Origin of the sequence: Lacisediminihabitans sp., assembly GCF_036404185.1 — a bacterium.
GTDB lineage: Bacteria > Actinomycetota > Actinomycetes > Actinomycetales > Microbacteriaceae > Lacisediminihabitans.
Genome location: NZ_DASWPB010000137.1, coordinates 1 through 13,999, shown reverse-complemented (window position 1 = coordinate 13,999; position 13,999 = coordinate 1). Strand labels below are relative to the sequence as shown.

Genomic DNA, 13,999 nt, shown 5'->3' with positions numbered 1-13,999 from the left:
ATTATGGGGTCGTTCCCCAGAGTAGCCCTCGGGCCTCAGACCTCCTGATCTTCCAGCAAACGTTCAGCCTCGCTCGTCGCCTGGGCGACGACGGCGGCCAAGCCCGTGCCGGCGACCCCCTCGCCGATCAGCGTGACGCCCTCGACCGGAGTCGGAGCGGCGGCCGGCTGCGTCCACTCGACGTGGTCATAGCCCACGACGCTCTCCGGTGGGATGCGCACCCCCAGCAGCCTCTCCGCGTCCGCCCTCGCCTGCTCGCGCAGACCCTCGAGCGGAACACGGTCGTAGGAGAGCCGCACGACATGCCGGTGGGGAGCCAGCCGCTCCGCCAGCCACGGCCACTTCGCGCTCGCGTGAGTGAGTGCCTTCGCCCGGATGCCCGGGGTGCCCGGCACGACGAGCAGCCCGGTTCCCCGCGGCGCGGCGTCCAGTTCCGGCGCATCCAGCACCAGGGTGGCGAGCACGATGGTCGGATCGGCGGGCGCGGACAGGGCGGTGGCGAGGACGACGTGGTCGGCGCCGACCCGTTCTCCGGAGGCCAGGTCGGCGCCGCCGGCGTCGACCCCCGCGACCGGGGAGGAGGTCCTGATGACGACCCCGGTCCTCTCGAGCCGGGCGGAGAGCACCTCCACCAGCTCGTAGATGCCCCCCTCGATGCCGGAGACGGCGGAGCCCGCGGGCGCGGCGGCGCGCAGCTTGCGCACCCCGTGGGAGAGCGACCCGGTGCTGAGCATCGCGGTGCGCAGCCCGGGGGCGACGACGTCGACGTCGAGCTCGTCGGGATGACGGGAGTGGATCCCGAGCACGACGGGGGCGACGAGCTGCTCGAGCACGGCGCTGCCCATCCGCCTGCGCACGAGGCGTCCGAGGTTGGTCTCCTTCGATCCGGGGAAGCCCAGCATGAGCTCGTCGAGCTGCGCGCGCAGGGCCGCGCGGAGGCCGACCACCCCGATCACGTCGCCGGCGAGCGGCGTGCCGGGGATGCCGAGGATGCCGGTCTTGGGCAGGGGGAACGCGGTGCCGTCCGCGGCCTGGAGCCACGCGCCAGCCGGATTCGGCTGGACGACGGAGTCGGCAAGGCCGAGGGAGGCCGCGAGCCCCGCGACGGTTCCGCGCCTGGTCGCGAAGCTCTCGGGTCCGGCATCCAGCTCGATGCCGGCGACGGTGTGCCTGGAGACCTTTCCCCCCAGGCGATCCGAGGCCTCGAGCAGGGTGACCTGCATGCCGCCGAGGGACAGCCGCCGCGCAGCAACCAGTCCGGCGATGCCGCCGCCGACCACGACCGCGCTAGGCATGGGTGAGCTCCACGATCCGGGTGAGCACGGCGGGATCGGTCTCCGGCGGCACGCCGTGGCCGAGATTGAGCACGTGCGAGGGGGCGGCGCGTCCGCGCTCGATCACGTCGAGGACGTGCGCCCGCAGCACCGGCCATGGTGCGGAGAGCAGCGCCGGGTTGAGATTGCCCTGGAGCGGCACCCGCCCCCCGAGCCGGCGCGAGGCCTCGTCGAGCGGGATGCGATCGTCGACGCCGATCACATCGGCACCGACCGCGTGCATGGCCCCGAGCAGCTCGCCGGTGCCCACCCCGAAGTGCACAACCGGTACGCCGAGGTCGGCCACGTGACCGATGGCCCTGGCCGAGAACGGGGCGACCCTCGCCTCGTAGTCGACGAGGGAGAGCGAGCCGACCCACGAGTCGAAGAGCTGGACCGCGCTCGCGCCGGCGAGCACCTGGGCGCGCAGGAAGGCTCCGGTGACGTCGGCCGCCCAGGTCAGGAGCGCATCCCAGGTGGCCGGATCGGCATGCATGAGGGTGCGGGCGCGCAGATGGTCCTTGGATGGCCCGCCCTCGACCAGATAGGCGGCGAGCGTGAACGGCGCACCGGCGAAACCGATCAAGGGGGTTACCCCGAGTTCGGCGACGGAGCGGGCGACGCCCTCCGCGATCGGGGAGAGCGCATCCGGGTCGAGCGGACGCAGCGCGGCGACGTCGTCCGCCGTGCGGATGGGGGCGGAGAGCGCGGGGCCGCGGCCGGGGACGATGTCGACGTCCACGCCGGCCAGACGCAGCGGCACCACGATGTCGCTGAAGAAGATGCCGGCGTCGACGCCGTGCCTCCTGACCGGCTGAAGGGTGATCTCGCTCGACAGCTCCGGATTGAGGCAGGCGTCGAGCATCGCGGTGCCGAGACGCAGCTCCCGGTATTCGGGGAGCGAGCGCCCCGCCTGACGCATGAACCAGACCGGCGTCCTCTCCGGGCGATCCCCCCGATAGGCGCGGATGAGCGGGGACTGCGCGGTGCGGCCGTCGACGAGGGGATGTGTGGCTGGGAGGTTCACGGATTCAAGTATGGGCGAATCGGACTGGGAGCGATCGCGTACCCGGTCCGGGAGAGCCGACGTAGGCTGTCCAGGTGCTTTTGTGTCTGACCGCCAACCATCACAATGCGAGCTTCGACCTGTTGGAGAGGCTTTCGATCGGCGCACACCGGGCCGCCGAGACGCTGGTCGAACGCGGAGACGTCGTCTCCGGTGCCGTGGTGCTGGCGACCTGCAACCGCTTCGAGGCCTACCTGGAAATCGACGAACCGCTCGGCGACACCCACGCCGACGCCGTCACCACCACCATGCGCGTGATCGGGGAGGCGAGCGGGGTTGACCCGGACGACCTGCGCTCGTCGGTCACCGTGCTGTCCGGCGATCCGGTCGTCGAGCACCTGTTCGCCGTCTCGTCCGGGCTCGAGTCGGTGATCGTCGGAGAGGACGAGATCTCCGGGCAGGTCCGGCGCGCCCTCGAGCGGGCGAGGACCGCGGGCACCACCTCCTCCGGCCTCGAGCTGCTGTTCCAGAAGGCGGCACACACCTCCCGCGGCATCAAGAACCGCACGGCCATCTCGGGGGCGGGGCGGTCGCTCGTGCGACTCGGCCTCGAGCTCGCCTCCAGCCGGGTCGTCGACTGGCGGGAGGCCAGGGTTCTCCTCGTCGGCACCGGCCAGTACGCCGGGACCACCGTCGCGGCCCTGCGCGACCGCGGCGTCGACGAGGTGACGGTGTTCTCTCCCTCCGGCCGCGCGGAGAAGTTCGCCACCCGCCACGGGCTGAGGGCGACCGATTCCCTCGCGGAGGCCCTGGAATGGGCGACCCTGGTCATCACCTGCACCTCGTCGGAGACGCCGGTCATCACCGCCGAGGTGCTGACCCGGGGGACGCACCGGCTGATCATCGACCTCGGTCTGCCGCGCAACGTCGATCCCACGGTGGCCGACATCGAGGGGATCGAGCTGCTCGACCTCGAGACCATCAGCCTGCACGCTCCGCTCGAGGAGCTCAACGCGACGAGCGAGGCGCGAGCGCTGGTCAGCGAGGCGGCATCCGAGTTCGCGGCCCTTGCCGCGGAGCAGGCGCTCACCCCGGCCGTCGTCGCCCTGCGCAGGCACGTCTTCGATCTCCTCGAGACGGAGGTCCAGCGGGCCAGATCCCGCGGCGACGACGACGGACGGATCGAGGCCGCGCTGCGCCACCTGACCGGGGTGCTGCTGCACACGCCCTCGGTGAGGGCGCGGGAACTGGCAAGGGCCGGGCGGGGCACGGAGTTCGGCGACGCCGTGTCCGCGCTGTTCGGGCTGGACATCCCGGCCGCGACCGCCGGCACGGACCTGCGCGACCTCCCCGCCTGAGGCGCCCGGCCCTACCCGGCCCAAGGGACACCAATACACCTTCCGAGCGTCCGGGAGCGCGCGTTCGCGTCCCTTGGGGCGGAAAACGGGTACGGACGGGCGGGCGGGGCGGAGGGGAGGGGCGTCGCTCAGTGCACGTACTCGAGCAGGTCGTATCCGAAGGTCCGCATCGCGTCGAGCACCCTGAGCCTGGTGGCGAGGCCGGAGTCGGCGAACTGCACGCTCACGGCGTAGGCGACGCCGGTGCGGGAGCCGCTCAGGAGTCCCGCCTCCGAGCGGACTCCGGTGTCCGCACCGGTCTTGTTGACGAGCTGGATGCCGTGGTCGAGACCGCGGTGGGAGAACGGATCGAGGCCGAAGGCGCTCGCCACCATCGAGAGATCCGAGTTGAGGGACAGCCATCCGAGCACCCGGCGGCTCGTCACCTCGTCCACGATCTGGCCCCTCGCGAGGGCGGCGAACAGCCAGGCGAGCTCGGCTGTCGCGCCGACGGACAGCTGCGGGGCGTCATCCGGACCGCGCCGGTCGCGTGCGAGATCGAGCAGCGCCGTGCGGCTGAGCCCGAGCGATTCCGTCCTGGCCCTGACGGCGTCCAGGCCGACCTGACGGAGCAGCACGTTCGCCGCGAGATTGTCGCTCGCGGTTGCGACGAGCACGGCCAGATCGGCCACCGGAAGCGCGGGCGCCTGCAACTGGCGCCACAGGCCGGAGCCGCCCACTGCATCCCCCGGTGTCTTGTCGAGGATGCCGAAACCGGTGACGTCGCGCGCGGTGATCCTCGCGGACACCTCGATCAGCAGCAGGACCTTCCCGAGGCCCGCCATTGGCAGCACGATCCGGTCATCGATCGAGACGAGGTTCAGGCCGCTTCGCAGATCGAGGACGTGGGCGGAGACCTGCGCGCCGCCGTAGGCGAGCTGTCCGAGCGCGGTGAAGCCGCTGGAGAAGCTCTCGGCTCCCTCAGCCCCGCGGTGACGGCCGGCGCGAGGCGCCCTGATCCGGCTGCGGCGTTCGCCGTCCCTGATGCCAGCTACCAAATAGTCACACGCTCTTCCGGGTCGAGCCACAGCCGGTCGGCCTCCGTGACGGAGAAGGTCTCGTAGAACCCGTCAATGTTGCGGACGATCTGGTTGCAGCGGAACTCGTTCGGGGCGTGCGGGTCGATCGACAGCAGCCGGATGACCTCCTCGTCACGTGCCTTGAGCTGCCAGGCCTGGGCCCAGGAGAGGAAGAACCGCTCCGCGCCGGTGAACCCGTCGATGACGGGCGGCTCCTGCCCGTCGAGGGAGATGAGGTAGGCCTTCCAGGCGATCGAGAGACCACCGAGATCGCCGATGTTCTCCCCGATCGTGAGCGCGCCGTTGACATGATGGTCGGGGACCTGGGCGGGGGCGAGGGCGTTGTACTGCTCGATGAGCGAGCCGGTCAGCCTCTCGAAGGCCTCGCGGTCCTCCGCCGTCCACCAGTCGGTGAGGCGGCCGTCGCCGTCGTATTTGGATCCCTGATCGTCGAATCCGTGTCCGATCTCGTGACCGATGACGGCGCCGATCGCCCCGTAGTTGGCCGCCGCATCCCTGTTCTGGTCGAAGAACGGGAACTGCAGGATGGCCGCCGGGAACACGATCTCGTTGAAACCGGGGTTGTAATAGGCGTTGATCGTCTGCGGGGTCATGAACCACTCGTCGCGGTCGAGCGGCTTGCCGATCTTGCCGAGCTCGCGCTGGAACTCGAACTCGCTCGTCGCCCGGATGTTCCCGATGAGATCGCCCGCGTCGATCGCCAGCGCGGAGTAGTCGCGCCACTTCACGGGATAGCCGATCTTGGGGGTGAACTTCTCCAGCTTCTCGAGGGCGCGGGCTCGAGTGGTCGCGGTCATCCACGCCAGCCCGGAGATGCTCTGCCGGTAGGCCTCGATGAGGTTGCCCACGAGCACGTCCATGCTCGCCTTGGCCTCCGCGGGGAAGTGCCGTTCGACGTAGATGCGGCCGACTGCCTCCCCCATGGCGCCCTCGACGAGCGAGACGCCGCGCTTCCAGCGGGCACGCAGCTCGGGCGTGCCGGTGAGGGTGCGCCCGTAGAAGTCGAAGTTGGCCTCGACGAAATCGTCCGAGAGATACGCGGCGGACGAATGGATGACCTGCCAGCGCAGCCAGTCGGCCCACTTGTCGAGGGTGTCCGCCTTCACGAGCGCCGCAACACCGGCGGCGAAGGAGGGCTGGCGCAGCACGAGCTCGTCGAAGACGCCCGCGGGGGCATCGAGTCCCTCGAGCCATCGGTCGAGGTCGGCGCCGACCGCGGAGAAGGTCGCGGCCAGGTCCCGCCACGTGGTCAGGTTGTAGGTCTTCTCGCTGTCCCTGGATTCCACGTTGTCCCAGTGCACCGCGGCGATCGCGGTCTCGAGCTCGAACACGCGGCGAGCGCGGGACGCGGCATCCGCGATCCCGGCGAGGCCGAACATCCTCTCCAGGTAGGCGACATAGGCGGCACGCACGTCAGCGAACTTCTCGTCGCGGTAGTAGCTCTCGTCGGGGAGGCCGAGGCCACCCTGTTCGACGAGGGCGATGTAGCGCTCCGGGTTTCCCGGATCGTTGTCGATGTAGAGCTGGAAGAACCCGCTCACTCCCTGGCGCTCAAGGCGACCGAGGGTGGAGAGGAACGAGGAGACGTCGCTCACGGCGTCGACCTCGGCGAGGGCGGGCAGGAGCGGCGATGCGCCGAGCTGGTTGGTGCGCGCCTCGTCGAGGAAGCTCGCGTACAGGTCGCCGAAGGCCCGCTGTTCCGTGCCAGGTTCCGCGGACTGCGCCTCCACGATGATCTCGCGCACGGCCTTCTCCGCCTCCTCGGCGAGCACGTAGAAGGAGCCATAGCGCGCCTTGTCCGCGGGGATCTCGGTGCGCTCGATCCACCTGCCATTGACGTGACGATAGAGGTCGTCCTGTGGCCGCACCGCCGGATCGAGTTCTTCGCTGAGGATTCCGGACGCGAGTGGCTTTTCGGGGCTCATGGGAGTCAAGCCTAAGCCGTTCCCCTCTTCCCCCACTGCGCCGGGCCAGAGTTATCCACAGACACCTTGTCTCAGCATGTGTGCCACATGTAACCTGGCTATCATGCCGGTCATGCTCCAAGTGCGAAACCTCCCCGACGACGTGCACCTCAAGCTCAAACGGCGAGCGGCCGACGCCGGGATGTCCCTCTCCGACTACGTGGGCAGAGAGCTGGCCCGCCTGGTGTCCGTGTCGACGGTCGCCGAAGTCATGTCGTGGGCGGAGAAGAACAACTCCGGCCTGACCCTTGCCGATCTCGAAGAATTCCGAGAGGAATCCCGGGCGGAAAGCGATACCCGATGACCGCTGTCGTCGTCGACAGCAGCATGCTCATCGACACTCTGGTTGCCGTGGACGGCGCAGAGCTCCGCCATCTCATCGTGGATTTCGAACTCCATGCTCCGCATCTCCTCGGAGTCGAGGTGATGAGCTGGCTGCGCCGCCTCTCGCTGCACACGAACCTGAGCCCGACCCTGCAGAATCACGTGTTCGCACAGTATGAGAGGCTTCCGATCCAGCGCTACCCGCATGAGCCGTTTCTGGCACGGGCGTGGCAATTTCGCGACACGATCACGGCATACGACTCTCACTACGTCGCGTTGGCCGAGGCTCTCGGCGTCCCGCTTGTGACCCGCGATCGCAGACTCGCCGCTGCCGCCCGATCGTTCTGCGAGGTCATCCTTCCGTAGTCTCCTCAGCCGGGGTCGCGGGGCGCGCGGTGGTGTTGCCCGGATGGAAGGTGCTGGTGAAGATCACGGGCTCCGGCGTCTCGCCGGCCAGCAGCCCGATGATGCCTCGCCCCGCCGCGCGCCCCTTCTCGACGGCCGGCTGCACCATCGTGGCCAGGTCGTGCGGCGCGATTCCATCCAACCGCAGCCCGTCGAAGCCGACGATGCTGAGATCCTCCGGGACACGCAGACCGAGTCGTTCCGCCGCGCGGATGACCCCGACTGCGAGCAGGTCGCTCTGCGCGATGATGGCCGTCGGCCGGCGCTCGCCGGACAGGAGCGCCAGTCCGGCCGCGGTGCCCTCCTCGATCTGGCTACCGGCGGCGACCCAGCCTCCCGCCGCCGGGAACACCTCCCTCACCCCGCGGATGCGCTCCGACGCGGTGAACCCGGTGCTCTCCCGTTCGCTCTTCTCCGTGAGGACGCCGCTGGTGTGGTCGGGATCGAGGGGAAGGGTCACCATCGCCACCCGCCGGTGTCCGAGACCCGCCAGATGAGCGGCGATCGCCCGCGAGGCCTCGCGGTTGTCCAGGTCGATGGCGAGGACACCCTCCAGGTGAGGGGCCTCGATGGCCACGAGGGGGATGCCCCGCTGTCGGAAGGCCGCGACCGAGGCATCGAGCCGGGTGCTGCATCCGATGAGCACCGCGGCGTCTACGGGGGCGCCGGCGATGTTCTCCGCCCCCGATCCGTTCTCGGTGAGCAGGAGCAGCCCGGTGCCGAGCGACCCGGTCTCGTCGGCAAGCCCGTCGAGCATGGCGATGTTCATGGGGTCCCGAAAGGCGTCGCGAAGCCGATCCTCGATCACCACGCCGACGATGCCCGATCTCCCCCGCCGAAGCGACCGCGCCCGCGGATCGGGGCCGGCGTAGTCGAGCCGTTCCGCCGCCGCGAGCACCCGGGCGCGGGCCGCCGCGGAGACCGGTCCCGAGCCACTGAAGGCCAGGGACGCGGTCGACGGCGACACCCCGGCGAGGGCCGCGACCGCCGCGAGATTCGGCCGTAGCGGCCGGCCCGTGCTTGCCTCGTCGATCATGGTTTGATAGCTTAGTCGAATCGATTCGATCGAATCGATTCGACTCGAGTACTCCCAGGAACACCGTGACCGCCTCCGCCCCCTCCGTCCTCCCCGGCAGCCTCACCAGGCGGCAGGTCCTCGCCTGGCGAAACGCCCTGTTCGCCATCTTCGGGCTGTGCGGCATCGCGATGGCGAGCTGGGCCGCCCGGATCCCCGCCGTCAAGAGCGCCCTCGACGTCAACACCTCCCAGATGGGAGTGCTCATCTTCGGTCTGGCCGCCGGATCGATCGTCGGGCTGCTCGCATCCAGCCATATCATCGCCAGGTTCGGCGCCAGGAGGACGATCGCCTGGGCTCTCACGATCGGCGCGGCCGGACTCGCCCTGGCGGGGGTCGGGGCCACCGTCGGCCCGAGCTATGCGCTCGTGAGCGCCGGCCTCGTCGTGTTCGGTGTGACCTTCTCGCTCTGCGACGTCTCGATGAACCTGCTCGGCGCCGTCAACGAACGGATGCTCGGCCGTTCGACGATGCCGGTCTTCCACGCCTTCTTCAGCTTCGGCACCATCATCGGCGCCGCTCTCGGAGCCGGTGCGGAGGCGGTCCACCTTCCCATCGACATCCACCTCGGGCTGGTCGCCATCGTCTTCTGCGGCGGCACGCTCATCTCGGTCCGGTTCCTCCAGTCGGAGCACGTCGGCCGCGAGGAGCCGGCTGCCGACGACCGCTCCGGCACCTGGCGCGGTCGGCTCAGCATCTGGCGCGACCCGCGCACGATCGTCCTCGGCCTCATCGTGCTCGGCATGGCGTTCGCCGAGGGCTCGGCGAACGACTGGCTCACCCTCGCCATGGTCGACGGGCACGGGACGACCAAGGCGGGCGGCGCCCTCGTCTTCGGGGTGTTCGTCACCGCGATGACCGTCGGCAGGCTCGCCGGCGTCCGGGTGCTCGACCGCTTCGGCCGGGTGCGCGTCCTGCGGGCATCCGCCGTCCTCGCCGCCGTCGGGCTGATCATGCTCATCTTCGTGCCGGTGCTCTGGATCTCGATCGTCGGCGTCGTGCTCTGGGGCCTCGGCGCGTCCCTCGGTTTCCCGGTCGGGATGTCGGCGGCGGCGGACGACCCGAAGACCGCCGCCGCACGGGTGAGCGCCGTGGCGACCATCGGTTACTTCGCCTTCCTGGTCGGGCCTCCGGTCATCGGCTTCCTCGGCCAGCAGTTCGGACTCCTGCACGCGCTGCTCATCGTGCTCGTGCTCGTCGCGGTCGCCGGCGTGGCCTCGGGGGCGGCCCGCAAGCCCGGAGCGAGCGTGGGGGCCTGAGGCTCCCGGCCGCCGGATTGGCACACGGCTCAGCGGGCGTGCGCAACGCATCACCCTCTCTACGTCAAGGATGCCGACCCGCTAATGCCGTTCGATATCGAGCCGTATCGCGACAAATTACGGCGACTTCTGACCGTGGGGAAGGCTCCCCTCAACGTGACCTAACGGGTAATCTCCAGCAGTCGGAAGGCGAAGCGATCGTCGGGTGACCACACATACTGAATGTATTTCGGGCGGTGACAGGGGTGGAGTTTCGTAATACGATGAGTTCATGAAGCGCATCATCCAAGGACGTGAAGTCGACGAATCACAGGTCGACGATTGGGTGGCGGAGGCCGAGGCCGGATACGACACCGATCAGCTCCGTGCCCGATGGGGGCGCGCGCCACGAGGCGCGTCAGCCGCACAGGTCATCCCCGTGCGGTTGACGTCCGACGAACTCGACGCGGTCATGGCGCGCGCCGAGAGGGAAGGGCTGAACCGATCGGAGGCGATTCGTGCGGCGCTTGACGCCTGGGCGCACGTCGCGTGATCGTTCGGGCGTCGGCCCGGAAGCACGGTGTCGCTGACGAGGACGCCATCGCGGCGGCCAGAGCTCCGGTGGTCGCTGGGCCGCTCGATGATGAGAACCCACAACGTCAATTACGGATCGGATTCGACACGCAGGCACGGCTCCTCGAAATCGTGGTCCTCGTCTGGGACGACGGCACCGAAGAGCTCATCCACGCGATGAGGTGTCGCCCGCAGTATCTCGACCTGCTTGGCTAATCATTGACCTGCCCTGTGTACCACGAGCATCAACTACAAGCTTGCGAATCATCGAATACCAGGATGCGCCAGAGAAACGAGCAGCACGTCCTCGGTGCCGAGCGACGGTGAACACCTCCGGTAGATTCAACGCGTGCGTCTTGTCATTGCCCGCTGCTCGGTCGACTATGCCGGCCGGCTGAGCGCCCACCTCCCGCTCGCCACCCGACTGCTGCTGCTCAAGGCCGACGGCAGCGTGCTCGTCCACTCGGACTCCCTGAGCTACAAGCCGCTCAACTGGATGAGCCCGCCGTGCACGATCTCCTCGATCGCACCGGATCCGGAACAGGCGGATGCCGGTGTCACGGAGATCTGGAAGGTCACCCAGGCGAAGACGGCCGATCTCCTCGTCATCTCGATCCACGAGATCCTGCACGACAGCGACCACGAGCTCGGCATCGACCCCGGGCTGCAGAAGGACGGCGTCGAGGCGCACCTGCAGAAGCTGCTCGCCGAGCAGATCGAGCTCGTCGGCGACGGCTACCGGCTGGTGCGGCGGGAATACATGACGGCCATCGGGCCCGTCGACATCCTGGCGAGGGATGCGGCCGGTGGCGCCGTCGCCATCGAGATCAAGCGCCGCGGCGACATCGACGGGGTCGAGCAGCTCACCCGATATCTGGAACTGATGAATCGCGACCCGCACCTCTTCCCCGTCGCCGGGGTGTTCGCCGCCCAGGAGATCAAGCCGCAGGCCCGCACGCTGGCGCAGGACCGCGGCATCCGCTGCCTCCTGCTCGACTACGACGCGATGCGCGGCCTCGACGACAGCGACTCCCGGCTGTTCTGAGCCGGCCGTTCTAGAACAGCCGCCCGCCCGTCGCCAGCGCGAGCGCGAGCCAGGTCAGGGCGAAGAGCACGACCCCGACGACCCAGACGCGACGGGCCTCCCCCGGCCGCTTCCTGCAGCCGAGGTGTACCACGAGGGTCACGAGCGCGAGGACGAACAGGGTCCCGCCGACGCCGAGCACGAGCCCCCAGGTCTCCTCCCCGTCGTTGAAGGTGGGGTCCCCGATCCACCAGCCGAGTTTCCCGCCGAGGGCGTAGACCCCGAGATACAGGAAGAGGGCCGGCATCATCTCGACGAGGGCCGCGGGCACAAAAACGGCCGCGCCCTTCCCCACCGCCCGCAGCCATCGTCTGCCCGCTCCGCCCTGCGCGTCCTCGATCGCCACAGCCATCCCTTCTCGCATGTTCGAACGCTACCTCAGCGGCCCCGGAGTCGGCTGTCCGGGCGCCCGTCCGGGCGGCTGGCCGGGCGCCCGCGCGGTCGGCCGCCCTCGAGTCAGCAGTTGTGGCTGGATGCGCGGGGCGGCAGGCAGCCACAACTGCCCACTCGCGAATCGACTCCGGCCGTCAGGACCGCGAGCGCGGACGGATGCCCCGATGCCCGCTCTCGAAGACGATGGCAGCCGCGACCGCGGCGGCGGCCGCGATGATCAGGAGCAGAGTCGCCCCGGAGGCGAGCACCGCCGCGCCGATCACCGGCGCGAGCGCGATGCCGACGTACATGGCGGTGGAATACCAGGACAGCGAGATGCCGGCGCGATCGGGGTCGATGGCCGCCAGCCGGTGCTGAACGGGCACGATCGCGGTGTAGGTCGCCACTCCCCAGACGGCGAACAGCACCGCCGTCGCCGGCAGCGAGGATCGGGCGGGGATCAGGGCGAGGAGCGCGGCGGCCTCGACCACGAGTCCCGCGAGGGCCGCCCAACGCCCGCCGATGCGATCGGTGAGCCGGCCGCCGAGCCAGTTCCCAAGGATGCCGAAGGCGCCGTACGCGAGCAGCAGCAGGGCCAGCAGGGTGCCGTCACCGCCGGTGGCCGGTCGGGCGACGGTGCTGCTGAACACGTAGACCACGTTGAAGGCGATGACCATCAGCAGCGTGGCGAGCAGGCCGAGCAGGATGCGGGAGTTGCCGAGCACCGCGAAGCGTGCGGGGAAGGACAGCGCGGGACCGGTGGGGATGCCGCGCACCAGCACCGCGAGGACGACGGTGAGCACCGCGGCGAGCCCGGCCAGCACCCCGAGCGCGAGCCGCCAGCCACCCAGCTCGGCGAGGAAGGTGCCGAACGGCGAGCCGATGGCCGTGGCGAGGGTGAAGCCGAGCCCGGTGGCGGCGAGCGCCCGTCCTCGCTGCTCCGGCGGGACCAGCGAGGGTGCGGCCGCCGTCGCCGCAGGCACCAGGGCCGCGCCGCCGAGCGCCGCGAGAACCCGGCCGACGGTGAACATCTCGAGGCTGCCCGCGGCGGCGGCCACGACGGTCCCGACCGCGATGAGGGCGAGGCCGCCCGCCATGAGTCGGGTGCGCGGCATCCGCGCGAACACCACCGACACCACCGGGGAGGCGACCGCCACCACGACGGCGTACCAGGTGATCGAGAAGCTCACGGCGGACGCCGTCACGCCGAGGGACGCGGCGATCGCGGGCAGGACGCCGGCGATCACGAAGGCGTTGGTGCCCACGACGAAGAGCGCCGCGGCGAGGATGCCGAGCTTCAGCCCGACGGAACGGGTGCCGTATGATTGTTCGATGATCGTCACACGATCGACGATACGCAACAGTTTGATGGATGTCAAACTATTTAAGGAGAGGGGCGAGGATGCCCGACTACCCGGCCCCCGACATGGCCGACGTCGACATCATCGAGGTCATGAAGGCGTTGTCCGACCCGATCCGGCTGCACATCGTGCGCCTGCTCGCGGACGGCGCCCCGCGGTCCAAGACGATGGAGGGCTGGGGTGTCGACATCACCAAGTCCACGATGGCGCATCACTTCCGCATCCTGCGCGAATCGGGCCTCACCTTCACCCTCATCAGCGGCCGCACCCACGCGATCCAGCTGCGCCGCAGCGAGCTCGACGCCAGGTTCCCCGGCCTGATCGCGGCCGTCGTCGGCGAGAACTCCACCGACTAAGGCCGCCGGTAGAGGGCTGACCGTGGCATCGAGACAGACCATCTAGGCTGTCCACGATGAATCCGACATGGAGCTGCGCCCTCTTCGACCTCGACGGCACGATCATCGATTCGGCCCCCGGCATCACGGCGACCCTCGCCTGGGTGTTCGAACAGCTGGACCGGCCGATCCCGACCCCCGTCGAACTCCTCGACTGGGTGGGCCCGCCCATCCTCGACTCCTTCCGCGACCGCGCGGGGATGTCTCCCGCGCAGTCGCAGCGCGCGCTCGAAATGTACCGCCCCCGCTATCTGGAGATGGGGCTCTTCGACAGCGCGGTGTACCCGGGTGTCGCCGAGGTGCTGCGCGGCGTCGCCGAGAGCCCGCTCCCCCTCGCGCTGGCGACGTCGAAGCCGGAGCTCGCCGCGATCACCGCGCTGGAGCACTACGGCCTGGCCGACTACTTCGACGTCATCACCGGCGCCTCGGAGGACGAGGTCCGCAGCAGCAAG

The 13,999-nt window shown here is 69.7% G+C and carries 16 protein-coding genes; 9 read left to right on the top strand and 7 right to left on the bottom strand.

The genetic code is table 11. The annotated features are described in order from the left end of the window. Nucleotides 1–35: 35 nt before the first annotated feature. Nucleotides 36–1,295, bottom strand: a complete 1,260-nt coding sequence (locus tag VGC18_RS10050; protein WP_331096873.1) for a protoporphyrinogen/coproporphyrinogen oxidase — start codon at nt 1,293–1,295, stop codon at nt 36–38. Continuing rightward, nucleotides 1,288–2,340: a uroporphyrinogen decarboxylase gene (hemE, locus tag VGC18_RS10045; RefSeq protein ID WP_331096871.1), complete on the bottom strand. Its 1,053-nt coding sequence runs from the start codon at nt 2,338–2,340 to the stop codon at nt 1,288–1,290. Before hemE ends, VGC18_RS10050 begins: the two co-directional genes overlap by 8 nt. A gap of 74 nt (nt 2,341–2,414) precedes the next feature. Between hemE and VGC18_RS10040 the strand changes: the two genes are divergently transcribed. Then, nucleotides 2,415–3,677, top strand: coding sequence for a glutamyl-tRNA reductase (locus tag VGC18_RS10040; protein ID WP_331096869.1), 1,263 nt, complete (start codon nt 2,415–2,417; stop codon nt 3,675–3,677). 128 nt (nt 3,678–3,805) lie between these two features. Here the strand turns inward: VGC18_RS10040 and VGC18_RS10035 are convergent, their stop codons facing one another. Both VGC18_RS10035 and VGC18_RS10030 read right to left on the bottom strand, forming a co-directional pair. Next, nucleotides 3,806–4,714 (bottom strand): serine hydrolase, encoded by a 909-nt coding sequence (locus VGC18_RS10035; protein ID WP_331096867.1) that lies wholly within the window; start codon nt 4,712–4,714, stop codon nt 3,806–3,808. Beyond that, nucleotides 4,708–6,681, bottom strand: a complete 1,974-nt coding sequence (locus tag VGC18_RS10030) for a M13 family metallopeptidase (RefSeq protein ID WP_331096865.1) — start codon at nt 6,679–6,681, stop codon at nt 4,708–4,710. Before VGC18_RS10030 ends, VGC18_RS10035 begins: the two co-directional genes overlap by 7 nt. 112 nt (nt 6,682–6,793) lie before the next feature. Here VGC18_RS10030 and VGC18_RS10025 point away from each other — a divergent pair, with 112 nt between their 5' ends. Further along, entirely contained in the window at nt 6,794–7,024 is a 231-nt protein-coding gene (locus VGC18_RS10025; protein WP_331096863.1) for a FitA-like ribbon-helix-helix domain-containing protein, read from the top strand. Further along, nucleotides 7,021–7,410, top strand: a complete 390-nt coding sequence (locus VGC18_RS10020; protein ID WP_331096861.1) for a type II toxin-antitoxin system VapC family toxin — start codon at nt 7,021–7,023, stop codon at nt 7,408–7,410. Before VGC18_RS10025 ends, VGC18_RS10020 begins: the two co-directional genes overlap by 4 nt. Here the strand turns inward: VGC18_RS10020 and VGC18_RS10015 are convergent. Further along, nucleotides 7,397–8,485: a substrate-binding domain-containing protein gene (locus tag VGC18_RS10015; protein ID WP_331096859.1), complete on the bottom strand. Its 1,089-nt coding sequence runs from the start codon at nt 8,483–8,485 to the stop codon at nt 7,397–7,399. The two genes, VGC18_RS10020 and VGC18_RS10015, sit on opposite strands and share 14 nt — an antisense overlap. Before the next feature lie 65 nt (nt 8,486–8,550). On the opposite strand from VGC18_RS10015, the gene VGC18_RS10010 reads away from it, so the two are divergent. From VGC18_RS10010 to nucS, 4 genes are all read left to right on the top strand, one after another. After that, nucleotides 8,551–9,783, top strand: a complete 1,233-nt coding sequence (locus VGC18_RS10010; protein ID WP_331096857.1) for an MFS transporter — start codon at nt 8,551–8,553, stop codon at nt 9,781–9,783. A gap of 271 nt (nt 9,784–10,054) precedes the next feature. Then, nucleotides 10,055–10,315, top strand: a complete 261-nt coding sequence (locus VGC18_RS10005; RefSeq protein WP_331096855.1) for a ribbon-helix-helix protein, CopG family — start codon at nt 10,055–10,057, stop codon at nt 10,313–10,315. After that, on the top strand, nt 10,312–10,551 hold the full coding sequence (locus tag VGC18_RS10000) for a hypothetical protein (protein ID WP_331096853.1): 240 nt from the start codon (nt 10,312–10,314) through the stop codon (nt 10,549–10,551). The genes VGC18_RS10005 and VGC18_RS10000 overlap by 4 nt, the downstream gene beginning before the upstream one ends. Nucleotides 10,552–10,684: 133 nt before the next feature. After that, nucleotides 10,685–11,380, top strand: coding sequence for an endonuclease NucS (gene nucS / locus VGC18_RS09995; protein ID WP_331096850.1), 696 nt, complete (start codon nt 10,685–10,687; stop codon nt 11,378–11,380). A gap of 10 nt (nt 11,381–11,390) precedes the next feature. Here the strand turns inward: nucS and VGC18_RS09990 are convergent, their stop codons facing one another. Next, nucleotides 11,391–11,783, bottom strand: coding sequence for a hypothetical protein (locus tag VGC18_RS09990; RefSeq protein ID WP_331096847.1), 393 nt, complete (start codon nt 11,781–11,783; stop codon nt 11,391–11,393). A 163-nt stretch (nt 11,784–11,946) separates the two neighbouring features. Beyond that, nucleotides 11,947–13,134: an MFS transporter gene (locus tag VGC18_RS09985; protein ID WP_331096845.1), complete on the bottom strand. Its 1,188-nt coding sequence runs from the start codon at nt 13,132–13,134 to the stop codon at nt 11,947–11,949. Between the two features lie 59 nt (nt 13,135–13,193). Here VGC18_RS09985 and VGC18_RS09980 point away from each other — a divergent pair, with 59 nt between their 5' ends. Then, entirely contained in the window at nt 13,194–13,508 is a 315-nt protein-coding gene (locus tag VGC18_RS09980) for an ArsR/SmtB family transcription factor (RefSeq protein ID WP_331096843.1), read from the top strand. A gap of 56 nt (nt 13,509–13,564) precedes the next feature. After that, nucleotides 13,565–13,999: HAD hydrolase-like protein (locus VGC18_RS09975; RefSeq protein WP_331096841.1), on the top strand; the 435-nt coding region annotated here is incomplete at its 3' end.